Origin of the sequence: Pseudomonas sp. BS3782 TE3695 (assembly GCF_050435305.1) — a bacterium.
Lineage (GTDB): Bacteria > Pseudomonadota > Gammaproteobacteria > Pseudomonadales > Pseudomonadaceae > Aquipseudomonas.
On sequence record NZ_JBNDKB010000001.1, the window covers coordinates 4,732,129 to 4,755,390 of the forward strand.

Sequence of the window (23,262 nt, forward strand, 5' to 3'; positions counted from 1 at the left end):
CACACCGCTTTCGCGGGCAAGTCGGATCGCCGCACCGCCGCTCCCACAGGTTCCTTACCTTCGGGCCAACAAGCCCTCTTTTTTCAGACCAATCGAACATGAGAACCACCATGAAACCACGTGCCCGCGACCTGAACATTCAGTTCGGCCAACTGCAACCCGGCCCCCTCAACGCCATCACCGATGTGCCCGGCGTACGGGTCGGCCACAGCAATGTGCGAGGACGAACCGCCAGCGGCCGCGACATCCATACCGGTGTCACGCTGATCGAGCCGCGTGACGGTTCCGCCAATCAACAGCCATGCTTCGCCGGCGTCCATGTGCTCAACGGTAATGGCGACGCCACGGGGCTTGAGTGGATTCGCGAGGCCGGCCTGCTGACCAGCCCGATTGCCTTCACCAACACCCATAGCCTGGGCATCGTGCGCGATGCACTGATCGTTTTGGATCGTCAGGAGCAACCCGACGATGGGCGCCTTTACTGGAACATGCCCGTGGTGCTGGAAACGTTCGACGGCTTGCTCAACGACATCAATGGTTTTCATGTACGTCCTGAACATGTGGCCGAAGCGCTACGCGCAGCCGTCGGCGGCCCGGTCATCGAAGGCGCGGTGGGCGGTGGCAGCGGGATGATCTGTCATGAATTCAAGGGCGGGATCGGCACCGCCTCGCGACGGCTGAATAGCGCTCAAGGAGGCTGGACCGTCGGCGCAATCGTCCAGGCCAACCACGGCATTCGTCACGAATTACGCGTCGACGGTTACCCGGTAGGGCGTTACATGGAACAGGTCGACTCGCCCTTCCTCAAAGCCTCCCTGCCCCATCCGGGCATGGGCTCCATCGTCGTCTGCCTGGCCACCGACGCGCCTCTTTTGCCACACCAATGCACGCGCCTCGCGCAACGTGCCAGCCTCGGCCTGGCCCGCACCGGTGGCGGCAATGAAGACCACAGCGGCGACATTTTCGTGGCCTTCGCCACCGGCAATCAGCACGTGCCGCCGGCCGCCTATGAAGGCAAAGGCGCGCCTACTTGCGATCACCTGAGGATGGTCAACAACGACCACATCAGCGAACTGTTCCTGGCCGCCACCGAAGCCGTGGAAGAAGCCATCATCAACGCCCTGCTGGCCTCGAACACCACCGAAGGCAACGGCCATACGGTGCCGGGCCTGGATGCCAACACCTTGCTCAAAGCCCTGCGCCAGGCCGGTTGGCCGGGGGGATTAGACTAATGGTACTTGAGTGCCAGCCACCGGCTTCTTACGATGTTGGTACGTAGCGGTTGGAGGTTTAAAGCCGTTGCGTAGGTGGTGAGTGAACTGAACCCCAATAAGCTCACCACTTGTTTCATGCGCATCTTGAGCCTCTGGCTCTACTTCCTCCCCATCAAAGAGCTTCGAGGCTCTTTTTTTGTCTGTCAAAAAGCATTGGCGCTGGCCGGTTGGCAAAGATGAACATCCTGGGCCGCGTCGCTGCGTCTGGATGTACCGAAAAGATCACGACCGATCACCCGCGCAGCCTCCAGGTGAACCGTCGGCTCCTGGATTTCCGATTCGAATAGCAGCTCGGACGTCACAACGCTGGCACCGCAATAATCGAAGATCCCATGGTCGATCTGCGTTTTCATGGCATCGGCATAACCATGGCGCGCATAGGTTCCCGCGTCGGCGCCACCAACGCCCACAAGGTGAACCTGCAGATGGCGAAGCTTCTTCTCCAACTTGGCATCCGCACTGAAATCGAATGCCCAGCCGTTGGCGAACACCCGATCGATCCAGCCTTTAAGCAGCGCCGGCATCGACCACCAATAAACCGGATACACCAGCACTAGCGCATCGGCGCCATCGATTCGCGCCTGCTCGGCGGCCACATCGGCGGGGGGCGGTGCTTCCCGATGATGGACGGCGAGATCGGCCGCGCCGAATCTCGGATCGAATCCTTGCGTCCAAAGGTCCGCGATCTCGAAAGAGTTATCGGAATCAGCTGCGCATACACCTTCGCCGATCTGCCTGGCGAGGCTATGGGTGAGCGACTGTAGATCATGGTGAGCGACAACAATGAGTGCGTGCATGTCGAAAACTCCTGCTACGGAATGAGTGATTGAGGGCTAGAGACGAGCCTTATATACTCTTGGTAAGTTACGATCAGTAAGCTACTTTTGGTACATAAGCATGTCAAGCACCGAAACACCTGAGCAGAATTCCAGCCCGCAACCACGTCGCCGGATGTCGCGTGAAGAGCGCCAGCGCCAATTGCTGGATGTGGCCTGGCAGCTCGTTCGAGAGGAAGGCACGGAAGCGTTGACCCTGGGCCGGCTCGCCGAACAGGCGGGGGTGACCAAACCGGTGGTTTACGATCATTTCACCACCCGCCCCGGGTTGCTGGCGGCGCTTTATCAGGAGTTCGACGCGCATCAGACCGCGCTTATGGACGCCGCGCTTCAAACCAGTGAACCGACGCTGGCGAGCAAGGCAATGGTCATCGCGTCTTCATATGTTGATTGCGTTCTTCTCCAGGGCCGCGAGATACCCGGCGTGATCGCGGCGTTGACCAGCTCGCCCGAACTGGAAAAGATCAAGCGCGAGTACGAAGCGATCTTCCTGGACAAGTGCCGCAACGCCCTTCTCCCCTTTGCCGGAACCGGTGAAATCGCGCCAGCGAGTCTTCGGGCGATGCTCGGTGCAGCCGAGGCGCTGTCCCATGCCGCCGCGACTGGCGAGATCACGCCAGTGCAGGCACAGGACGAACTTTTCGTAACGATTGTGGCGATGGTTGAAAGGAGCGCACGCACTGGAGTCGGCCTCGAAACCTGAACGGCTGGCCCCCCAGGACAGCAGCGTAATGCCACCTATACTCCAAACCACCTTCCCCCACGGGGGTCTGCGCTACCAACAATAAAAAGCAGAGGTGGAACATGGTCTGGCAGCAAATCTACGACCCTTTCGATAACCCGATGCTCTCAACCATCATGGCGGCGGTGCCGGTGGTGGTGATGCTGGCCTCCCTGGCGTTTTTCCACATCAAGGCGCACCTGGCAGCATTGTTGGCCCTGGGCTCGGCTTTGCTGATTGCGATTTTTGCCTTCGGCATGCCGGCGAACATGGCGGGCTCGGCCGCACTTTACGGTGCCGCCAACGGTCTGCTGCCGATTGGCTGGATCGTGCTCAACATCATCTTCCTGCACCGGCTGACGACCGAGAACGGGTCGTTCAAAGTGCTGCAAGATTCCCTGGCGCGCATCACTGACGATCGACGTCTGCAACTGCTGCTGATTGCCTTCTGCTTCGGCGCTTTCTTCGAAGGAGCCGCCGGTTTCGGCACCCCCGTGGCGGTGACCGGGGCCATTCTGATCGGGCTGGGCTTTTCGCCCCTGGCGGCGTCTGGCCTGGCGTTGATCGCCAATACTGCACCCGTGGCATTCGGCGCCTTGGGCACGCCCATCATCACCCTGGCCAAAGTGACCGGGCTGGATGAAATGGAGCTGTCGATGATGGTCGGCCGGCAACTGCCATTTTTCTCGGTGATCGTCCCATTCTGGCTGATCTGGGCCTTCGCCGGCTGGCGCAAGATGCTGGAAATCTGGCCGGCGATCCTGGTCGCCGGGGTCAGCTTCGCCATACCGCAATTTCTTGTGTCCAACTACCACGGGCCGATGCTGGTCGACGTGATCGCCGCGCTGATTTCCATGGCCTGCCTGACCGGTTTCCTGAAGGTCTGGAAGCCGGTCACTGTGTATACCTCCGCCGCGTTGTCCGGCCGGGCCGACGACTCCAGAGTAGAGCCTGACCCGGACGAGAAACCCAGCGCGACCTTTGCCAGCGATGCAAAACCTGCCGTGATGCGGGCATGGTTGCCGTGGATCATCCTCACGGTTTTCGTCTTTGCCTGGGGCACCCAAAGCTTCAAAAACCTGTTCGATACCCGCCCGGCGATAGATCCGCAAACCAGCGCCGCCAAGCTCGATCCTCAGGGCAAGCCAATGCGCGAGGCGAACCCGATCTTTGCCCCGACCTTGACCTTCACCACCATTCACCAACAGATCGAGAAGGTCCCGCCCGTGGTGCCCGTGGCTAAAACCGAGGACGCAATCTACAAGTTCAACTGGTTCACCAGCACCGGCAGCGGCATCTTGCTGGCGGCACTCCTTGGCGGGCTGCTGATGGGCTATTCCATCCCGCAGCTGCTGCACCATTACCTGCGAACGCTGTGGGTGGTGCGCTACTCGCTGATCACGATTGTGGCCATGCTTGCCTTGGGCTTCCTGACCCGCTATTCGGGCCTGGACGCGACCATGGGCCTGGCCTTCGCCGCCACGGGCATTTTCTACCCCATGTTCGGCACGTTGCTCGGCTGGCTGGGTGTTGCCCTGACCGGCTCGGACACGGCCTCCAACGTACTGTTCGGCGGCTTGCAACGGGTAACGGCCGAGCAGTTGGGCCTGAGCCCGGTCTTGATGGCGGCGGCCAACAGTTCCGGCGGGGTCATGGGCAAGATGGTCGATGCCCAGTCGATCGTGGTCGCGTCCACCGCCACCCGCTGGTACGGCCATGAAGGGGAAATCCTGCGCTACGTGTTTTTCCACTCCGTGGTGCTGGCGATTCTGGTCGGCGGGCTGGTGACATTGCAGGCTTATGTGGCGCCATTCAGTCAGATGGTGGTGGGCGGGAATTAACCGAGGCGAGCGCTGTTAACCATGGCCCGGCATCGCAATCCGGGCCATGGCTCAAGTCAGATAACCGCCGTCCACATCCGACCGAAACTTGCGCATGGCAACAGTAAGCTAAGCTTTCAGCAGCTCATTGCTCACGATGCTCGATTCTGCAGGGTTTGGTTTTTTCTGGAGAGCGTCTGCAACAGCTATTTCAGACAGGCCCAACCTTTCACGCAGGATTGACGTGATGACCGAGCCCCTCCTCAGCTTTGATGCACTCAAGCGCGCCGCTGCCTCTGGCGAAATCGATACCGTGTTGGTCTGCATGGTCGACATGCAAGGACGACTGGTCGGCAAGCGATTCCAGGTCGAGTTTTTCATCGACAGCGGCCATGAAGAAACCCACTGCTGCAATTACCTGCTGGCTGACGACATCGACATGGAACCGGTGCCGGGTTACGCCGCGGCCAGCTGGAGCAAAGGTTATGGCGACTTTGTCCTGAAACCCGACATGGCCACCTTGCGTCGCGTGCCTTGGCTGGAATGCACGGCGCTGGTGCTCTGTGACGTGCTCGATCATCACCATCGGCGCGACCTGCCCCACAGCCCGCGGGCGATCCTGAAAAAGCAGATCGAGCGCCTGCGCGAACGCGGCTATACCGGCATGTTCGCCTCGGAGCTGGAGTTCTATCTGTTTGACGAGAGTTATGAAGCGATCCACAAGCGCAACTATCACAAGCCGAAAACCGCCGGACACTACATCGAGGATTACAACATCTTGCAGACCACCCGCGAGGAGCCGGTATTGCGGGCGATTCGCAAGCATCTGCAGGCATCCGGCATTCCCGTGGAAAACTCCAAGGGTGAATGGGGGCCGGGGCAGGAAGAAATCAACATCCGATATGCCGATGCCCTGACCATGGCCGATCACCACGTGATCATCAAACACGCCTGCAAAGAGATCGCGCAACTGCAAGGCAAGGCGATCACGTTCATGGCCAAGTGGCGCTATGACGCCGCCGGTTCCAGCAGCCACGTGCACAATTCGTTGTGGGACAAAAATGCCAAGAAGCCGCTGTTCTTTGATCCCAAGGCCGAGTTCGGCATGTCGAAGCTGATGCGCTCCTGGGTGGCCGGGCAGCTCAAATACGCCAACGACATCACCTGTTTTCTGGCGCCCTACATCAATTCATACAAACGCTTTCAGGCCGGCACTTTCGCGCCGACGCGGGCCGTATGGAGCCGGGACAATCGCACGGCGGGCTTTCGTTTATGCGCGGAAGGCAGCAAGGCCATCCGTATCGAATGCCGCATCGGTGGTGCCGACCTCAACCCCTATCTTGCCTTCGCCGCCTTGATCGCCGCGGGGCTGGCCGGTATCGACGAGAAACTCAACCTGGCGCCACCCTTCGAAGGCGATGCCTACCTCGACGAGCACTTGCCTGAAGTGTCGAAAACCCTGCGCGAGGCCTGCGCCGCGCTCAAGGCCTCGAGCATGTTGCGCGAGGCGTTCGGCGATGAAGTGATCGACCACTACGTGCACACCGCCGAGTGGGAACAGAAAGAGTACGACCGGCGCATCACCGACTGGGAATTGCAGCGCGGCTTCGAGCGCTATTGAGCACACACCATGACTGAGATCGTTCAACTCATCTCCCCGGTCGATGGCCGGGTCTACGCCGAGCGCCGCCGTGCCGATGCGGCGCAGCTCGACCAGGTTCTGACGGCGGCCACAGCGGCCCAGGCGCAATGGCAGCGCCGGCCACTGAGCGAACGCGCCGCGTTTTGCAGCGCCGCCGTGGACGCAATGCTGGCGATGAAGGCCGAGATCGTGCCGGAACTGGCTTGGCAGATGGGCCGCCCGGTACGCTTCGGCGCTGGCGAGCTGCGCGGTTTCGAAGAGCGCGCGCGGCACATGATCGCCATTGCGCCTGAGGCATTGGCAGCGATTGAACCTGCCCCTGTCGCCGGTTTTCGGCGTTATATCAAACGTGAACCGTTGGGTACGGTGCTGGTCGTCGCACCGTGGAATTACCCCTATCTGACGGCGGTGAATACGATCATCCCGGCGCTGATGGCGGGCAACAGCGTGATCCTCAAACATGCTTCGCAAACCTTGCTGGTGGGCGAGCGTTTCGCCGAGGCCTTTCGCCGCGCCCATCTGCCCGAAGGCCTGTTCCATAACATGCTGCTCGATCATCAGCAGACCGCCGCGATCATCGCTTCAGGACGCGTGCAGCAGGTGAATTTCACCGGCTCGGTCGGGGCCGGCAAAGCCATGGAAGCCGCCGCCATGGGCCGCTTTCTCGGCATGGGCCTGGAACTCGGCGGCAAAGACCCCGCCTACGTCAGGGCAGACGCCAACCTTGAACATGCGGTGGAAAACCTGGTGGACGGCAGTTTCTTCAACTCCGGGCAGAGTTGCTGCGCTGTCGAACGTATCTATGTCGATGAAAAAATTTACCAGGCCTTTGTCGAGCGCTTCGTCGCCTTGACCCGCCAATACGTACTCGGCAATCCGCTGGACGAAGCCACCACCCTCGGCCCGCTGGTCACGCCGAGCGCCGCTGAATTCGTTCGCAGGCAGATCGCCGATGCGCTGGCACAAGGGGCCCGCGCGTTGATCGATCCAAGGGACTTTCCCGTCGATGTACCGGGCAGCGCCTACCTCGCGCCGCAGGTGTTGGTGGATGTAACCCATCACATGTCGGTGATGCGTGAGGAAAGCTTTGGCCCGGTGGTCGGCATCATGCCGGTGACCAGCGACGACGAAGCCATCGCCTTGATGAACGACAGTGAGTTCGGGCTCAGCGCTTCTATCTGGACGCAAGACCTCGCCGCCGCCGAACGCATCGGCGACGAGATCGCCACCGGCACCGTATTCATGAACCGCTGCGATTATCTGGACCCGGCCCTGGCCTGGACCGGGGTGAAAAACAGCGGGCGCGGCGTCACGCTGTCGCGCCTTGGCTATGAACACCTGACCCGCGCGAAATCCTTCCATCTGCGCCACGAGATCTGAGCCATGAGCCTGACCGCGAACTGGAACTACCCCACGAGCATCCGCTTCGGCGTTGGCCGCATCGCCGAACTGGCCGAGGTCTGCCGCAGCCAAGGGATCCAGCGACCGTTGCTGGTCACCGACAGCGGCCTGGCGCGTGCCCCGATCACCACCGCGGCGATGGAATCCTTGCGCGCTGCCGGCCTTGGTGTAGCGCTGTTTAGCGACCTCAAGCCGAATCCGATCGAAGCCAATCTGGCAGGAGGACTCGACGCCTGGCGCGCCGGCCAACACGATGGCGTGGTCGCCTTCGGCGGTGGCAGTGGCCTGGACATGGGCAAGCTCATCGCGTTCATGAGTGGCCAGACCCGACCGGTTTGGGATTTTGAAGACATCGGCGACTACTGGACACGCGCCGACGAAAGCAGCATCGCCCCGGTCATTGCGGTGCCGACCACCGCCGGCACCGGTTCCGAGGTGGGCCGTGCGGCGGTGATCATCGACGAGCGTACGCACACCAAACGCATCATCTTTCACCCGAAAATGATGCCGCGGGTGGTCATCAGCGACCCGGCCCTCACCGTCGGCATGCCGGCAAAAGTCACCGCTGGCACCGGCATGGATGCGTTTGCCCATTGCCTGGAATCGTACTGCGCCCCCGGCTTTCATCCGATGGCCGAAGGCATTGCGGTGGAAGGCATGCGCCTGGTGGCCAATGCGCTGGTACGCGCCGTACACACCCCCTCCGACCTCGACGCGCGCGCGCAAATGTTGGCAGCTGCGGCGATGGGCGCCACCGCTTTCCAGAAAGGCCTGGGTGGCATGCACGCACTCGCCCATCCGGTGGGCGCGCTATACGACACCCACCACGGAATGACCAATGCCACGTTCATGCCTTATGTGCTGAAGTTCAACCGCCCGGCTATCGAGGAACGCATCACTCGCCTGGCGGCTTATTTGCGTCTGCCCTCCCCAGGCTTCGACAGCTTTCTGGCCTTCGTCCTCAAGCTGCGCAAAGACATCGGCGTGCCCCATACGCTGTTTGAACTGGGGGTGGATGACAAGCAGGCCGATCTGATCGCAGACATGGCGATTGTCGACCCTTGCGCCGGCGGCAACCCGTTGCCGTTGACACGAACTGGCGCGGCAGAAATTTTCGACGCGGCGTTTCACGGCCGTCTCTAGAGCAATCGTCTGTTCATGACCTGGGGGCTCCTGTGGCTAGAGAATTTCTGTGGCTGGATTCCTGTGGCTAGAGGCTTCTGTGGCGAGGGGGCTTGCCCCCGTTGGACTGCGAAGCAGTCCCAAAAACACTACTCGTTCTGACAGGCATACCGCATGCATCGGCTTTGCGACTGCTGCGCAGCCGAACGGGGGCAAGCCCCCTCGCCACAGAAGCGCCCTAGCCCCAGGAGCACTGACCTTATCAACCAACAGGAAGCACGCAGATGGACCGTCTCACGGCGAAAGACTTTGCCCCTGAACTGCTCGAACTCTACGACTGCTACGCCCACGGCAAAATCAACCGGCGAGCGTTTCTTGATCGTGCGGCGCTGTTCACCTTGGGCGGCTTGACGGCCACAGCCCTCCTCGCCGCCTTGAGCCCGAATTATGCGCTGGCCGAACAGGTGCAATTTACCGACCCGGACATCCTTCCCGAGTACATCACCTACCCCTCGCCCAAGGGTCACGGGCAGGTTCGTGGCTATTGGGTGCGCCCTGCGAAAGCCAGCGGCAAGGTGCCGGCGGTGGTGGTCGTACATGAAAACCGTGGGCTTAATCCCTACATCGAGGACGTCGCCCGGCGCCTCGCCAAAGCGGGATTCATCGCCCTCGCCCCAGACGGCCTGACCTCGGTGGGCGGCTATCCCGGCAACGATGACAAAGGCCGGGAATTGCAGCAGACCGTCGACCCGGAAAAACTCATGAATGATTTTTTCGCCGCCATCGAGTGGCTGATGGAACATGATGCCACCCGCGGAAAAGTCGGCATCACCGGCTTCTGTTATGGCGGAGGAGTCGCCAATGCCGCAGCCGTGGCCTATCCGGAGCTCGGGGCCGCCGTGCCCTTTTATGGCCGTCAACCAAAGGCTGAAGATGTCCCCAGAATCAAAGCCCCGCTGCTGCTTCACTATGGCGAACTGGATACGCGGATCAATGAAGGATGGCCCGCCTACGAGCAGGCGTTGAAAGCGGCCGGCAAGACGTATGAGGCCTATATTTATCCGGGCGTTAACCACGGCTTTCACAACGACTCCACGCCTCGATACGATGATGCCGCCGCCCGGCTTGCCTGGGACCGAACACTGGCCTGGTTCCGGCGTTACTTGGCTTGATTAAACAAATACAAATAATGGCGATAAGGAATAACGCTTATGAAGAAGTCACTGAACAGGTCTTCCTTCATTACCAATCTTAATATTGAACCTATCGCCGCCTAACCCATCGCGATTAATAAAATTATATTTAGAATTACTCTTCTATTATCCATTGCATATTGATCGACGCCTGCTTAACTGCAAAAACTGCTGATGACAGCAGTGCCCGTAAACACCACGAAAGGAATCGTTATGAGCAATTCAACTCGCCATAGCATGCCCCCCTATGGGGTGGCCATCCAAAGCGCGATCAAGGCCGGCGACCTGCCGCAAATGAAGACGCTGTTGAAACAACGCGATGCATCCACACCAGAAAACAAAGAGCTAAGTACTGCTTACGAGCAGTTGGCCAAGGAAGTCGCACGCCTGGAAAAGCACTAACAGCTATTTCCGCTCCCCTTATTGCAATGGAGGCAATAACCATGTCTGGTTCTACTCAGCAATCTGTCGGCTTGTTCCCGCTCGGCTACCGAATTGGTACTTCGGCACCGGGTGCACAAAGTCTGGCACTCAATCTACTGGTCTTTACCCCTGATGAGACCGTAAACGGCACCGCCGCTATCACTCAGGCGACCAACCCGCCGCTGGATGTGCACGCCGATGTCTGGGGCGAATACACCTACCTGACGGTCATGTCACCCGGCGTCAGCAAAATCCTGATCACCGCCCAAGGCAATCACGGCGGCTCAGGCTCCAATTCCATGGTGAATTTCAAGTTGCAACTGGTGGTGGGCACCGACTGGAAAGAAGGCGTGGCCAACTATTCGTACTTGAATGGTCAGCAGTGGGTCGAGGTCAACAATGCTCCCGCCCACCTCATTGAGGCGGTGCCGTCCCACGTTTCCCCGCTGCCGTTGGAACCCGGCCCGGTCATTCCACCGGAATCATCGTATCCGCCCATCATGCCGCTGTACGCCGCCCCCATTCAAAGTGCAATGGCCAGTGGTGACCTGGCCCAGATGAAGAACCTGTCGCGCCTGGCCCAGAAGCAACTCGATCAGCAACCCCAACTACAGACGGCGCTTGAAACGGCCAAGGAAGAAATCAGCCGGCAGGAACGCCGCTGACTCGACCACGAAACATGCCCGACTTGTCTTGAATACAATTAAGGGAGTAGCACCATGTCAATCGGACTTTTTCATACCCGCCTCAACGTCAGCAATCACCTGCTGGGCGCACCGGTTTTAACCCTCGATCTGCTGGTGGATACCACAAAGAAAAAGGTCAGCGGGATTGCGAGTATTTTCCAAAGCACCTACCCGACCCTCAACTTCCGTGCCCGTGTCTGGGGTGAATACTCCGAGGCCAAACTGGTGCCGACGGCGGAGAACCACATCATCCTCACCCTGGCCGGCAGCCCGAGCGGCCCTCTCAGCCAGATCGCCCAGACCTTCGGCTTGAAGGGCATCCTGGGTGGCGATTGGGCCAGTGGTTATGCCGACTACAAATACCAGGAACAGGGCCATTGGCATTACGTGAAACACGCCGCGGTCAGCCAGGCTCCCGTTATTGTGCGCCCTGAGCATCCGCACCATGCGGTACCGCTCTACGCCGTCGCGGTCCAGCAAGCGCAAGCCAGCGGTGACCTGGCGCAACTGAAGGCGGTAGTCAGCCAGGGTGAACAGCAACTGGCCCACAGCGGTGCGTTGCGCAATGCGCTGGACCAGTTGAACGTTGAAATCGCCCGGCTGGAGGCTCGCTAACCCGCACCCGGTAATGCCAGTCAGGCAAGCACAATCCATGTGGGAGCGGGCTTGCTCGCGAAGGCGCCAGCACAGTCAATATTGATGTCGCCTGACACACCGCTTTCGTGAGCAAGTCGAATCGTCGCACCGCCGCTCCCACAGGGTTGCGCGTTTAACTGACTGGCCCGGCTCACTTCAACAACAACAACAGGTAAATCCGGTCGCGCCACTGACTCAAGGAAGGCGCGAACACTTCGATGGATTCGTGCCGCGCACGCGTTGTGCGCAAGGATTTCCCATGTCAGACACACGCCCTGCCCGCTACCTCAGTGAAACCGACCTCAAACGCTACGTGCCCGTGCATGTGGTCTGGGAAATCACCCTGGCCTGCGATCTCAAATGCCTGCATTGCGGCTCACGCGCCGGCCATAGACGCCCCGATGAATTGAACACCCGGGAATGCCTGGACGTCATCGATTCCCTGGCCGCTCTCGGCACCCGCGAGATCACCCTGATCGGTGGCGAAGCCTATTTGCGCAAGGACTGGACCCAACTGATCCAGGCCATCCACGATCACGGCATGTACTGCGCCATACAAACCGGTGGACGCAACCTGACGCCCGCGAAAATGCAGGCAGCGGTAGATGCCGGGCTCAATGGCGTCGGTGTTTCACTGGATGGGCTGGCCCCGCTGCATGACGCGGTGCGCAATGTTCCGGGCTCCTTCGACAAGGCGGTAGACACCTTGCGACGGGCCAAGCAGTCCGGGCTTGCGGTGAGCGTCAACACCCAAATCGGCGCAGCCACGTTGCCCGACTTGCCCGAATTGATGGACCTGATCATCGGCCTCGGCGCCACTCACTGGCAGATCCAGCTGACGGTCGCGATGGGCAATGCCGTCGATCACCCGGAGCTATTGTTGCAGCCTTATCAACTGCTGGAGGTGATGCCGTTGCTGGCGCGTCTGTATCGCGAAGGTGTTGATCGTGGCCTGCTGATGAACGTGGGCAACAATATTGGTTACTACGGGCCTTATGAACACATGTGGCGTGGTTTCGGCGACGAGCGCGTGCATTGGAGTGGCTGCGCCGCCGGCCAGACGGTGCTGGCGCTGGAGGCCGACGGCACCGTCAAGGGTTGCCCGTCATTGGCAACCGTGGGGTTTTCCGGCGGCAACGTGCGCAACATGAGCCTGCACGATATCTGGCACTACAGCGAAGGCATGCACTTTGGCCGATTGCGCGGCGTCGAAGATCTGTGGGGTTATTGCCGCAGCTGCTACTACAACGACGTCTGCCGTGGCGGCTGCACCTGGACGTCGCATTCCCTGCTCGGCAAACCCGGCAACAACCCCTACTGCCATTACCGCGCGCTGGACCTGCAAAAACGCGGGCTGCGTGAGCGCATCGTCAAACTCGAGGACGCGGCGAAGACCTCCTTCGCCGTCGGGCGTTTTGACCTGATCACCGAACGCATCGACACCGGCGAGACGGTCAGCAGCGTCAGCGACAGTGGCCAGGTGATCAAACTGGCCTGGGCAAACCAGGGCCAGAAATCACCGGATGAAGGACGTATTCCACCGCAACTGGCGCTGTGTCGGGGTTGCTTGCAGTACATCCATGCGCACGAAGTGACCTGTCCTCACTGCAACGCCGATATCGCCGCCGCAGAAGCCGTGCACCAGACAGACCGCGCGCGGCAACAAGCGATTATCGACACCCTGACTGGCCTGCTAGGGATGCCGCCCTATACCTCGATGTAAGGGAGTAATGGCCAGTCAGTCAAAATGCGATACCTGTGGGAGCGGGCTTGCTCGCGAAGACGGCGGCACAGTCAACATTGATGTCGTCTGACACACCGCTTTCGCGAGCAAGCCCGCTCCCACATGGACTGCGCTTAACTGACGGGCATTTGCCAAGGCGCCCCCTGCACAAATCTGTCCTCCAGCCACTCCTTGAATGCCATGAGCGTCGCTGGCGTGAACGCCGCTGACGCTCGCACCAGATAAATCCCGCCCTGAGCATCCAGATCCCACTCCGGCAGCACGCGCACCATTTGGCCGTTGGCGATTTCCCGGCTCATCAGCCACTCGCCAGCGCCCAAAATACCGACACCGGCCTTGGCCGCGGCGAGCAACGCTTCGCCGTCGTTCGAGGTCAAGGTGCCCTTGGTGATGACCTTCTCCTGCCGCTCGCCCATCGACAAGCGCCATTCAGGGAATGCCGCCAGACCGGTGAAGCCAAGGCAATTATGATCACTGAGTTCCTTCGGACAGGTCGGCATGCCGTGCTGCTCGATGTACCCCGGTGAAGCGCAGAGTATGCGGCGATGATCGCTGAGCTTCTTCGCAACCAGGCGGTTGTCGTTCAATTCGCCGATACGAACCGCCGCATCGAATCCTTCACCAATGATGTCGACGACGCGATCGCTGTAATCCACCTCGACGGAGACCAACGGATGAGCCGCCAGAAAATCCGGCAGCATCGACGCCAGCCACAGGCGCCCCATCGCCGCAGGAAAAGCCAGGCGCAAAACGCCACGCACCTGCGCCGCGCCCAGTGACGCTTCCTGCTCGGCCTCGATGATCAACCCCGTGGCGGAGCGCAGACGTTCGACAAGACGATTGCCGGCATCGGTCAACCGCACCTGTCGCGTCGTGCGCTCCATCAGCCGCACGCCCAGGCGCTTTTCCATGGCCGCCAGGCGCTTTGAAATCACCGTCGGATGGCGTTGCAACTGGCGTCCGGCAGCCACGAACGAATGCGCCGAGGCGACCGCAAGAAGCGCTGCAATTTCATCGATGTGGCGGCTGTCCAGTGGGTTCACAAAACACTCTTTTGTTCAGGTAAAAAACAATCACGGCTTGAGGACGATCGCTCCGCGAGATTGGCCGCCTTCCAGATCGGCATGGGCCTTGGCCACGTCGGCCAATGCATAGCGGCCCCAGATGCCGGGCTTGATTATGCCCGCCTCGACCGCGGCCAGTACATCCTCGGCCCGTTGCCGGTATTCGGCGATGTCCGTGGTATGCGCGGCGAGTGAAGGACGGGTCAGGAACAACGAGCCCTTGGCATTGAGCGTGGCCACTTCGACCGCCGTCGGCGCTCCGGAGGATGCTCCGAAAGACACCATCACCCCACGCGGTCGCAAGCAGTCGAGCGACGCTTCGAACGACACCCGCCCGATGGGATCGTAGACCACATCGGCTTTCTTGCCGTGGGTGATCTGCGCGACGTCCGTGGCCAGTGTCTGGGCATTGAATACCAACACCGCATCGCAACCCAGCGCCTTGGCTGTCTCGACACTCTCGGCCCGGGACACAATGCCGATGACAAAAGCCCCCAGGTGTTTGGCCCACGTTGCCATGATCTGCCCGAGGCCACCCGCTACGCCATACAGAACCAGGGTGGTGCCGGGGCCGACCGGATACGTCGTCTTCAGCAGGTATTGCGCGGTAATGCCTTTGAACAACACCGCGGCCGCCTCTTCAGCCGTCAATGCGTCTGGAATCGGCACCAGCCGCTCGGCCGGAAACAGCCGCGCACTGGCGTAAGCGCCGATAGGCCCTGTTGCGTAGGCCACCCGATCACCCACCTTGACGTTGCTCACTCCCGCGCCGATGGCGGCCACCCGGCCCGCCCCTTCAAGGCCCAGACCCGACGGCAATGGCAGCGGTACGGCGCCCTTGCGCTGACTCACATCGAGGAAGTTGACGCCAATCGCCTCCTGCTCCAGCCAGACTTCACCCGGCCCCGGCTCACGCGCCGTCACTTGCTCGATGGTCATCACCTCAGGTGCGCCGGTGTGTGCGATACGAACGACAGAAACCATTGCCTCACTCCTTCACTTCAGCGCAGCCCATCTGCGCCATGTGGGGGAAGTATCGGCATTCGATTTCATGCGAACAATACGTCTTCACTGCAGTTCATTACTGCATGCAGTGCAGCAATGTGGAATGCGAAACGTCGACGCAACAGCAAGGGCCAGGACGATCAACAATGCGGCGACGGCAAACGTTATCTGCATGCCGTTGGCGATGGCGGCGGGAGATGCCGTGGTGATGTCAGCTGTCGCCGAGGCAAAGGCAAACACCGCGCCCATGACCGAGGCGCCGGTGATCAGCCCGAGATTGCGCGACAGGCTAAGCAGGCCGGCAATCACGCCGCGCTGATCCGGGCGGACGTCGGTCATGATCGCGGTGTTGTTGGCCGCCTGAAATAACGCATAACTGGCCGTGATCACCGCGATGGGCGCGAGGTAACCAAGAATGCCGAAAGTCGCCGGCATCATCGATAAAGCACCCGTACCGAGCACCATTGCGACAAGCCCTGCGACGGTCATGCGCCGAGTGCCAAAACGGTCCACCAGGCGACCGGCCGGCACCCCGCTCAGCGCCGCCACCAACGGGCCCACCGACAAGGCCAGGCCGACAAGTGCCGTGCTTAGGCCAAGCGCACCCGAGAGATAAAACGGCCCGACCACCAGCGTCGCCATCATCACCGTCGAAACGAGCGTGCTCATGGCCAGGCTGGCGCTCAATCCTGGCTCACGGAACAGCGCCAATTTAATCAGTGGCGAGGCAACCCTGGCCTCAACAAATATGAAAATCCCGGCACCGACAACAGCCGTCAGCAGCAGCGCAATGTTCATCGGCCCCAGATCACCGTGCCCAATCGTCATCGCTAGCGCATACGCCGCGAGCGTCAACCCCAGCAGCAACGTGCCAGCCTTGTCGAATCCCACCCGCAGCGCTTTCGCCTGCGGTGCATCCGCCGGCAGATAGCGATACGCGAGCCAGATATTCAGAATACCCAGCGGCACGTTGAGCAGAAAAATCGTCTGCCAACCGAAACCGGAAATCAATAACCCACCGAGTGACGGCCCCAGCGTGGTGCCGACCGCCGACATCGTGCCAAGCAGCCCCATGGCACTGCCGGTCTGCGCTTTCGGCACCGTTTCCCCGACAAACGCCACGGTCAGCGCCAGCATGATCGCCGCCCCGAGCCCTTGCACTGCCCGGGCGCCGACCAGCCATCCAAGCGACGGCGCAACACCACAGGCCAGCGATGACAGGGTGAAAATGCCGATACCCGCCAGCAGCAAACGTCGACGGCCGACGAGGTCACCGAGTCGTCCGACGCTGACAATCAGCGTGGTGATCGCCAGCAGATACGCCAGAACGATCCACTGCACTTGCGCAAAGGAAGCCTCGAACGCCTGGGCCAACGTCGGCAAACCCGCGTTGGCGATGCTGGTGTCGAGTGAGGGCATCAACATCGACAGCGAAAGGCTGGCGAGCGCCCAGCGAACCGAGCCTGATTGGGTGATGAGTTTCATGGTTTGGCCACATCTGAAAGGTAGATCAGCAGCGTATGCCCATGCGTAACATGGCGGAAGACGCACCATTTGCACTTGATAGTTGCGTTTGACGCCATATCACCCACACGCCGTGCTAACGTTGAGGCATGACGACTCCCGACCTGAATTTGCTGATTACCCTGGATGTGCTGCTCGCCGAAGGCAGCGTCGCACGCGCCGCCCAACGACTGCGCCTGAGCCCGTCGGCCATGAGCCGGGCGCTGGCGCGATTGCGCGAAACGACGGGCGACCCGCTGCTGGTACGGGCCGGACGCGGGCTGGTGCCGACGCCTCGGGCGCTCGAATTGCGCGAACAGGTCAGCCGATTGGTGCAAGACGCAGAAGCCGTGTTACGCCCCGCCGAACAGCTTGATCTCAAACAACTGGTCCGGACGTTTACGCTGCGCACCAGCGACGGTTTCGTCGAAAACTTCGGCCCGGCACTGATTGCCCGCGTCAGTGAACAAGCACCTGGCGTGCGCTTGCACTTCGTGCAGAAGCTGAACAAGGACAGCGCCGCGCTTCGCGACGGTTCCGTCGACCTGGAAACCGGTGTGGTCGGCGGCACGACGAGCCCGGAAGTGCGCACCCGTGCGTTGTTCGAAGACCGTTTCATTGGCGTCGTGCGCACGGGGCATCCGCTGAGCCAGGGCGAAGTCACCGCCTCCCGTTATGCCGCTGGCAGGCACATCCTGGTCTCGCGTCGCGGGCTCGATAAGGGGCCGATGGATGAAGCCCTGGAAGTGCTGGGGCTGGAGCGGGAAATCGTCACCCTCGCCAGCGGTTTTTCGGCCGCGCTGGCACTGGCTCGCGCCTCGGACCTGATTGCCACCGTGCCCGCACAACACACCCGAAACCTGCGCGCAGGCTTGTACAGTTTCGACCTTCCGTTCGACCTGTCGCCGATCACCCTTTCGATGCTCTGGCACCCACGCATGGATGCCGACTCAGCGCATCGGTGGCTGCGTGAATGTGTGCGCAAGGTTTGTGCGCAGCCCCATGAGCTGGTGAAGTCAATTTCAGCCACAACGCACGCTTTGTAGCTGCGCTACTGTGGCGAGGGAGCTTGCTCCCGTTCGGCTGCGAAGCAGTCGTAAATTGGTTTTGGGACAGCTGCGCTGTCCAGCGGGAGCAAGCTCCCTCGCCACAGTAGTGCAGCCTTCGCCAGATGCTATAGATCGCATTACGGCTTGCTGGCGGGCATTACCCTCAAACACTCTTTTTCTGCAGCCCCTTCAACCGCAAACTCGCCCGCTGCGCCGCCGCCATTTTTTCCGGACGCTTCATGCGCTTCCATTTTCTGATGTCGTCCTTGGTGCGACCACAACTGACACACAGTTCACCACTGAGCTGGCAAATGGAAATACACGGATTTTCGATATCCTTGGCCACGCTTCAACCCCGCGTCGAGCGCTTGGGTGCCAAGCGTTGCTGCCAGTTGCCGGCATTGGTGCGCTGACATTGCTCTTCAGAATCAAACAGCACATGGGCCGCTACCGGGCTGATGAGTACATCCGCTTCACTGAATGCCACGGCCGTCAGTTCGACCATACGCTCGCCCTGCCCGCTCGCCAGTGCCTGATCCTTGTTGGCCTGCGTATCGAAAACCCAGATCACCCGCAGGCTGGAAGGAAAGACCGCGTAATCGACTTCGTGGGTCAGCCAGCAGAACCCGACTATTTCCGCCTTGGCGGTTTCACACGCCTCGGTCAGGGTGGCGACCAGGCGACGTTCGATGTGGGCCTGATCGCGTTTGCTTAAAGACATCGGGGTAAGGGTCCTTGGGCGTCGATAAAAGGAGATCATCATACGATACCGTTTGCGGGCTGATTCGAGGAGTTGCTGCGTCTGCGCTACCGTCCTCGCGGGCAAGACTCCCACAGGTTTGTATGGAACATGATCCTATAAACGACGCACGCCCTGTAGGAGCTGCCGAAGGCTGCGATCTTTTGATCGGCCTCATCTCGACGGCTCAGGTAAAAGATTCTGCCTATCAAGCGTGAATACCCCACCTATTAGCTGACTGCTTTATAGGCGTCTAACCTTAATGCAGCGCTGGCGTGAGCCGGCCGGTTGAGACTTGATAAAAGATACGAATGAATCAGAAGCGTACCAGGCTTGCCGTGGGCCACCGTACAGGCAACTCGATTTGCCGCTATCCAGATTCCCCTGTGACCACGATGAACGGTTGATCGAACGGCACCAGCCTATGTCATTGATTTCGCTCGTCGCTATCGCGCGCCCACCCCGGGCCGGATAGCAGGATGATTACGACCAAAGGTAGCGCACACATGGCAAATGAATCGAAATGCCCGTTCAATCACGCCGCCGCTGGCGGTGGCACGACGAACCGCGATTGGTGGCCGAACCAACTGAATCTGAAGATCCTGCACCAGCACTCACCCCTGTCTAACCCCATGGACAAGGATTTCAACTATACCGAAGCCTTCAAGAGCCTCGACTTTCAGGCGCTCAAGCAAGACCTGAACGCACTGATGACCGATTCGCAAGACTGGTGGCCGGCAGACTTCGGTCATTATGGGCCGCTGTTCATTCGCATGGCGTGGCACAGCGCCGGCACCTATCGCGTCGGTGACGGTCGTGGCGGCGCCGGCTCCGGTCAGCAGCGCTTTGCACCGCTCAACAGCTGGCCAGATAACGTCAGCCTCGACAAGGCGCGGCGGCTGCTCTGGCCGATCAAACAAAAATACGGTCGCAACATCTCCTGGGCCGACCTGATTGTCCTCACCGGCAACGTCGCGCTCGAATCCATGGGCTTCAAGACCTTCGGTTTTTCCGGCGGTCGGCCAGACGTCTGGGAACCGGATGAGGCGGTCTACTGGGGCTCCGAAAGCAAGTGGCTGGCAGGCGACACTCGCTACGAGAAAGACAAAAAAGAACCCATGCAAGAACCCGGCGAAGGCCCGCTCGTTGCAGAGCCTGGGGAAAATGAGGACAGCCGCACCGACAAAGGACGCAATCTGGAGAACCCGCTCGCCGCGGTACAAATGGGCCTGATTTACGTCAACCCGGAAGGCCCGGAAGGCAATCCCGATCCTCTCGCGGCGGCGAAGGACATCCGCGAGACCTTCGGGCGCATGGCAATGAATGACGAAGAAACCGTCGCGCTGATCGCTGGCGGCCACGCCTTCGGCAAGACCCATGGCGCCGGACCTGCCGACAATGTCGGTGCCGAGCCCGAAGCCGCAGGCCTCGAACAGCAAGGACTGGGCTGGAAAAGCACCTTCGGCAGCGGCAAGGGTGGCGACACCATTACCAGCGGCCTGGAAGTGACCTGGACCACCACCCCCACAAAATGGAGCAACAACTACCTGGAAAACCTGTTCGGCTTCGAGTGGGAGTTGACCAAGAGCCCGGCCGGTGCGAGCCAGTGGACAGCCAAAGATGGGGCCGGGGCTGGCATCATTCCAGATGCTCACGACCCTTCCAAGCGGCGTAATCCGACCATGCTGACCACGGACCTGGCCCTGCGATTCGACCCGATCTATGAGCCGATTTCGCGGCGCTTCCTTGAGAACCCCGATCAGTTGACCGACGCCTTCGCCCGCGCCTGGTTCAAGCTGATCCACCGCGACATGGGGCCGCTCTCGCGCTACCTCGGTCCGGAAATGCCCAACGAAGAACTGCTGTGGCAAGACCCGATCCCGGCGGTCGACCATGCCTTGGTCACCGACAGCGACGTGGCCGCACTCAAGGGCAAACTCCAGTCCTGCGGCCTGTCGGTCTCGCAACTGGTATCGACTGCATGGGCAGCGGCCTCCACCTTCCGCGGCTCCGACAAACGCGGCGGCGCCAATGGCGGACGCCTGCGCCTGGCTCCGCAGAAATTCTGGCAAGCCAACCAGCCTGAGCAACTGGCGAGCGTATTGGCGAAACTCGAGAGTATCCAGAACGAGTTCAACAGCGGCGGCAAGAAAATCTCGCTGGCAGACCTGATCGTGCTGGCCGGTTGTGCCGGTGTCGAACAAGCGGCAAAAAATGCCGGCCACACCGTCACGGTGCCATTCACGCCGGGAAGAATGGACGCCTCGCAAGAACAAACGGATGTTGAATCCTTCGGATACCTCGAACCTGCCGCCGATGGATTCCGCAACTTCCTCAAGAGCAGATACCGCGTACCGGCCGAGGCGTTACTGATCGACAAGGCGCAACTGCTGACACTCACCGGGCCAGAAATGACCGTGCTCATCGGCGGTATGCGCGTGCTGAACACCAACGTCGGACAAACCCGACACGGTGTCTTCACGAAACAGCCGGAAGCATTGACCAACGACTTCTTCAAAAACCTGCTGGACATGAGCGTGGAATGGAAACCGGTCTCGGATGACAACGAGGAATTCGAAGGGCGCGACCGGAAAACCGGCGACCTTAAATGGACGGGTACCCGTGTCGATCTGGTGTTTGGCTCGAATGCGCAGTTGAGGGCCTTGGCTGAGGTCTATGCCAGCGACGATGCGAAGGAGAAGTTTGTGAACGACTTCGTTGCAGCCTGGGACAAGGTAATGAATCTGGACCGGTTTGATCTGAGATGATCTGAGCAATTTTGCGTAAACCCGCAACGCCTCCCTATGGAGGCGTTGTGGTTTTTGCCGGCTAGAATACGCCGACCGCATACCCCCTGAAGTACGCCCTCTCCGTAGGAGCTGCCGAAGGCTGCGATCTTTTGATCTTGGCCATGTTCAAAACCGCTGAAAATCAAAAGATCGCAGGCTTCGCCAGCTCCTACGCCGACCGCATGCATCCCTGAGGTACGCCCTCTCCGTAGGAGCCTTGGCCCGTTCGATGCTCTCTAAAGCAGATCGCCCAAGGTGTCGTACTTGTAGTACTGGTTGTAATTCAGAACATCTCGAGGTGTCACCTTTTCCGGGAAAGGGCTGTACATCGGGTCATCGATCCGATGGAATTTGAGCGTATCCGAGGCATTTGCGGCGGGTACGTAGGCGGCGGCGGGATGCTTCGCTTGCCATGCAGCCCAAAGCCGGTCGACATTGCAATGATGTAGAAAGAACACTGGATCGTTCGGCGAGGACGATAATCCCATGTCACCGCCGACCCACACATGGACGTTGTTATGAATGCGTTCTTCGCCCGCCCATCCCTCGATGCTGTTGCGCGCACCACCGGTGGACTGCGCCGCGTTGTAGGGTGCTTTGTCGTACACCGGGTTTTCATGGATGACCTTGCGCACATTGGCTCGGCTGGGCAGCGCCCCGCCTCTTCCCAGATAACGCACCAAGGGGCGGTTTACCCCGTCCAGTTCCATGGTGCGGCCATTACCCGTCAATCGCACCCGCCACTGCCCCTTCACGAACTGTCCAAGGTGCTCATCCGACCAGATGAGTGAAGTCCTCGGGTCCTGAAGTTGCGCGTCAGTGCCCCAATCCCAGTACGGGACTCGAAAGTGTGGGTCGTCTAGCGCCTTGCAAAGTAAGGTTTCCAGTCGCACCAGGAAGTAGCGATGCCATGGCAAGAAGGATGGCCCGCCGTGCGCAGCATTCCTGGCCATCTGCCCGGCAGGCGTAGAAATCATCATGGCCCGGTGGTGCCAGGCCACGAAGGAATCATAAATCGAGAGGCTGGCCTGCCCGGGCCAGGGATTCTGCACCGGGTCCTTGAGCCGCTTTACCCCTTCAACGTATTTCTTGAGCGCCGGGAGATCATTGACAGCATTAGACCTGATCATGATGTGCTCCATGGGCATGGTGATCCGAGTGCTCTCCCCCGTCGCCATCATCCTTGGCAAAGGATTCTGGATAGGCATCGATCACCGCCGTCATCAAATCGAGAGCCGATCCGTAAGTGACGAATGGGGTAGCGTGGGTATGGACCTGGCCCGCATCGTCCACAAACAGATGCGCCTGGACCGGGCCTCCATCCACCTCCACCTGGTAGGTGGTCACGATCCGGACAACATGCCCCTTGTGGTTAATCTCGCGAACAGTCCTGGCTTCATGCCCTGCATGCGGGTCCACGTATTCAGGGAACTGCTCCTTGATCCACGCAGGGTGCGTCTTGTCCGGATCGGTGATGGATATCTCTGCGAGAGCACTTATATCAGGCGGGCTCAATAGCACATTGGGTTTTGTGCCCGCTGGTTCGGGGCTGGAGACATTCTTCCGTGTCATGATTCCTCCTGGAGTGTGCCCCCGGACGATCGCCCGGACTGGC

At 60.4% G+C, this 23,262-nt stretch carries 21 protein-coding genes; 13 read left to right on the forward strand and 8 right to left on the reverse strand.

All coding sequences use genetic code 11. The annotated features are described in order from the left end of the window. Positions 1-110: 110 nt before the first annotated feature. On the forward strand, positions 111-1,232 hold the full coding sequence (locus tag ABH909_RS21280) for a P1 family peptidase (protein WP_429436753.1): 1,122 nt from the start codon (positions 111-113) through the stop codon (positions 1,230-1,232). 185 nt (positions 1,233-1,417) lie between these two features. On the opposite strand, the gene ABH909_RS21285 is transcribed toward ABH909_RS21280, so the two are convergent. Beyond that, positions 1,418-2,071 carry an NAD(P)H-dependent oxidoreductase gene (locus ABH909_RS21285; protein WP_429436755.1) on the reverse strand — a complete coding sequence of 218 codons (654 nt, stop codon included), beginning with the start codon at positions 2,069-2,071 and terminating at the stop codon, positions 1,418-1,420. A gap of 100 nt (positions 2,072-2,171) precedes the next feature. On the opposite strand from ABH909_RS21285, the gene ABH909_RS21290 reads away from it, so the two are divergent. The 10 genes from ABH909_RS21290 (at position 2,172) to ABH909_RS21335 (ending at position 13,477) form a co-directional block, all read left to right on the forward strand. Then, positions 2,172-2,813, forward strand: coding sequence for a TetR/AcrR family transcriptional regulator (locus tag ABH909_RS21290; protein WP_429436758.1), 642 nt, complete (start codon positions 2,172-2,174; stop codon positions 2,811-2,813). A 101-nt stretch (positions 2,814-2,914) separates the two neighbouring features. Continuing rightward, on the forward strand, positions 2,915-4,672 hold the full coding sequence (locus ABH909_RS21295) for an L-lactate permease (RefSeq protein ID WP_429436761.1): 1,758 nt from the start codon (positions 2,915-2,917) through the stop codon (positions 4,670-4,672). A gap of 226 nt (positions 4,673-4,898) precedes the next feature. Beyond that, entirely contained in the window at positions 4,899-6,272 is a 1,374-nt protein-coding gene (locus ABH909_RS21300; protein ID WP_429436764.1) for a glutamine synthetase family protein, read from the forward strand. Positions 6,273-6,281: 9 nt separating this feature from the next. Then, positions 6,282-7,673 carry an aldehyde dehydrogenase family protein gene (locus ABH909_RS21305; RefSeq protein ID WP_429436766.1) on the forward strand — a complete coding sequence of 464 codons (1,392 nt, stop codon included), beginning with the start codon at positions 6,282-6,284 and terminating at the stop codon, positions 7,671-7,673. 3 nt (positions 7,674-7,676) lie between these two features. Further along, positions 7,677-8,837, forward strand: a complete 1,161-nt coding sequence (locus ABH909_RS21310) for an iron-containing alcohol dehydrogenase (protein WP_429436768.1) — start codon at positions 7,677-7,679, stop codon at positions 8,835-8,837. A 263-nt stretch (positions 8,838-9,100) separates the two neighbouring features. Continuing rightward, positions 9,101-9,988 carry a YghX family hydrolase gene (yghX, locus tag ABH909_RS21315; protein WP_429436770.1) on the forward strand — a complete coding sequence of 296 codons (888 nt, stop codon included), beginning with the start codon at positions 9,101-9,103 and terminating at the stop codon, positions 9,986-9,988. A 234-nt stretch (positions 9,989-10,222) separates the two neighbouring features. Continuing rightward, the gene (locus ABH909_RS21320; protein WP_429436772.1) at positions 10,223-10,411 is read left to right on the forward strand and encodes a DUF1843 domain-containing protein; all 189 of its coding nucleotides are present in this window, start codon (positions 10,223-10,225) and stop codon (positions 10,409-10,411) included. Between the two features lie 41 nt (positions 10,412-10,452). Beyond that, a complete protein-coding gene (locus ABH909_RS21325; protein WP_429436774.1) occupies positions 10,453-11,097 on the forward strand; it encodes a DUF1842 domain-containing protein in 645 nt (214 codons plus the stop codon). Between the two features lie 54 nt (positions 11,098-11,151). Beyond that, on the forward strand, positions 11,152-11,733 hold the full coding sequence (locus ABH909_RS21330; RefSeq protein WP_429436776.1) for a DUF1842 domain-containing protein: 582 nt from the start codon (positions 11,152-11,154) through the stop codon (positions 11,731-11,733). Between the two features lie 280 nt (positions 11,734-12,013). Further along, positions 12,014-13,477, forward strand: a complete 1,464-nt coding sequence (locus ABH909_RS21335) for a GDL motif peptide-associated radical SAM/SPASM maturase (RefSeq protein ID WP_429436779.1) — start codon at positions 12,014-12,016, stop codon at positions 13,475-13,477. 134 nt (positions 13,478-13,611) lie between these two features. Here the strand turns inward: ABH909_RS21335 and ABH909_RS21340 are convergent, their stop codons facing one another. The 3 genes from ABH909_RS21340 to ABH909_RS21350 form a co-directional block, all read right to left on the reverse strand. Further along, positions 13,612-14,541, reverse strand: coding sequence for a LysR family transcriptional regulator (locus tag ABH909_RS21340; RefSeq protein ID WP_429436781.1), 930 nt, complete (start codon positions 14,539-14,541; stop codon positions 13,612-13,614). A 30-nt stretch (positions 14,542-14,571) separates the two neighbouring features. After that, positions 14,572-15,546 carry a quinone oxidoreductase family protein gene (locus ABH909_RS21345; RefSeq protein WP_429436783.1) on the reverse strand — a complete coding sequence of 325 codons (975 nt, stop codon included), beginning with the start codon at positions 15,544-15,546 and terminating at the stop codon, positions 14,572-14,574. An 84-nt stretch (positions 15,547-15,630) separates the two neighbouring features. Then, positions 15,631-17,052, reverse strand: a complete 1,422-nt coding sequence (locus ABH909_RS21350; RefSeq protein WP_429436786.1) for an MFS transporter — start codon at positions 17,050-17,052, stop codon at positions 15,631-15,633. A gap of 128 nt (positions 17,053-17,180) precedes the next feature. On the opposite strand from ABH909_RS21350, the gene ABH909_RS21355 reads away from it, so the two are divergent. Continuing rightward, the gene (locus tag ABH909_RS21355; protein ID WP_429436789.1) at positions 17,181-18,116 is read left to right on the forward strand and encodes a LysR family transcriptional regulator; all 936 of its coding nucleotides are present in this window, start codon (positions 17,181-17,183) and stop codon (positions 18,114-18,116) included. 166 nt (positions 18,117-18,282) lie between these two features. Here the strand turns inward: ABH909_RS21355 and ABH909_RS21360 are convergent, their stop codons facing one another. Then, entirely contained in the window at positions 18,283-18,465 is a 183-nt protein-coding gene (locus tag ABH909_RS21360) for a DUF1289 domain-containing protein (RefSeq protein ID WP_123494088.1), read from the reverse strand. A 3-nt stretch (positions 18,466-18,468) separates the two neighbouring features. Beyond that, positions 18,469-18,840 carry a hypothetical protein gene (locus ABH909_RS21365; protein WP_429436792.1) on the reverse strand — a complete coding sequence of 124 codons (372 nt, stop codon included), beginning with the start codon at positions 18,838-18,840 and terminating at the stop codon, positions 18,469-18,471. 497 nt (positions 18,841-19,337) lie between these two features. Here ABH909_RS21365 and katG point away from each other — a divergent pair, with 497 nt between their 5' ends. Further along, the gene (katG, locus tag ABH909_RS21370) at positions 19,338-21,626 is read left to right on the forward strand and encodes a catalase/peroxidase HPI (protein ID WP_429436794.1); all 2,289 of its coding nucleotides are present in this window, start codon (positions 19,338-19,340) and stop codon (positions 21,624-21,626) included. 257 nt (positions 21,627-21,883) lie between these two features. Here the strand turns inward: katG and ABH909_RS21375 are convergent, their stop codons facing one another. Both ABH909_RS21375 and ABH909_RS21380 read right to left on the reverse strand, forming a co-directional pair. Further along, positions 21,884-22,777 (reverse strand): tyrosinase family protein, encoded by an 894-nt coding sequence (locus tag ABH909_RS21375; protein WP_429436797.1) that lies wholly within the window; start codon positions 22,775-22,777, stop codon positions 21,884-21,886. Further along, positions 22,764-23,219, reverse strand: coding sequence for a hypothetical protein (locus tag ABH909_RS21380; RefSeq protein WP_429436800.1), 456 nt, complete (start codon positions 23,217-23,219; stop codon positions 22,764-22,766). The genes ABH909_RS21375 and ABH909_RS21380 overlap by 14 nt, the downstream gene beginning before the upstream one ends. Positions 23,220-23,262 lie beyond the last annotated feature (43 nt).

Coding starts and splice junctions, on each gene's coding strand:
- ABH909_RS21280 (WP_429436753.1), top strand. CDS start 111: ATGAAACCACGTGCCCGCGACCTGAACATTCAGTTCGGCCAACTGCAA.
- ABH909_RS21285 (WP_429436755.1), bottom strand. CDS start 2,071: ATGCACGCACTCATTGTTGTCGCTCACCATGATCTACAGTCGCTCACC.
- ABH909_RS21290 (WP_429436758.1), top strand. CDS start 2,172: ATGTCAAGCACCGAAACACCTGAGCAGAATTCCAGCCCGCAACCACGT.
- ABH909_RS21295 (WP_429436761.1), top strand. CDS start 2,915: ATGGTCTGGCAGCAAATCTACGACCCTTTCGATAACCCGATGCTCTCA.
- ABH909_RS21300 (WP_429436764.1), top strand. CDS start 4,899: ATGACCGAGCCCCTCCTCAGCTTTGATGCACTCAAGCGCGCCGCTGCC.
- ABH909_RS21305 (WP_429436766.1), top strand. CDS start 6,282: ATGACTGAGATCGTTCAACTCATCTCCCCGGTCGATGGCCGGGTCTAC.
- ABH909_RS21310 (WP_429436768.1), top strand. CDS start 7,677: ATGAGCCTGACCGCGAACTGGAACTACCCCACGAGCATCCGCTTCGGC.
- yghX (WP_429436770.1), top strand. CDS start 9,101: ATGGACCGTCTCACGGCGAAAGACTTTGCCCCTGAACTGCTCGAACTC.
- ABH909_RS21320 (WP_429436772.1), top strand. CDS start 10,223: ATGAGCAATTCAACTCGCCATAGCATGCCCCCCTATGGGGTGGCCATC.
- ABH909_RS21325 (WP_429436774.1), top strand. CDS start 10,453: ATGTCTGGTTCTACTCAGCAATCTGTCGGCTTGTTCCCGCTCGGCTAC.
- ABH909_RS21330 (WP_429436776.1), top strand. CDS start 11,152: ATGTCAATCGGACTTTTTCATACCCGCCTCAACGTCAGCAATCACCTG.
- ABH909_RS21335 (WP_429436779.1), top strand. CDS start 12,014: ATGTCAGACACACGCCCTGCCCGCTACCTCAGTGAAACCGACCTCAAA.
- ABH909_RS21345 (WP_429436783.1), bottom strand. CDS start 15,546: ATGGTTTCTGTCGTTCGTATCGCACACACCGGCGCACCTGAGGTGATG.
- ABH909_RS21350 (WP_429436786.1), bottom strand. CDS start 17,052: ATGAAACTCATCACCCAATCAGGCTCGGTTCGCTGGGCGCTCGCCAGC.
- ABH909_RS21355 (WP_429436789.1), top strand. CDS start 17,181: ATGACGACTCCCGACCTGAATTTGCTGATTACCCTGGATGTGCTGCTC.
- ABH909_RS21365 (WP_429436792.1), bottom strand. CDS start 18,840: ATGTCTTTAAGCAAACGCGATCAGGCCCACATCGAACGTCGCCTGGTC.
- katG (WP_429436794.1), top strand. CDS start 19,338: ATGATTACGACCAAAGGTAGCGCACACATGGCAAATGAATCGAAATGC.
- ABH909_RS21375 (WP_429436797.1), bottom strand. CDS start 22,777: ATGATCAGGTCTAATGCTGTCAATGATCTCCCGGCGCTCAAGAAATAC.
- ABH909_RS21380 (WP_429436800.1), bottom strand. CDS start 23,219: ATGACACGGAAGAATGTCTCCAGCCCCGAACCAGCGGGCACAAAACCC.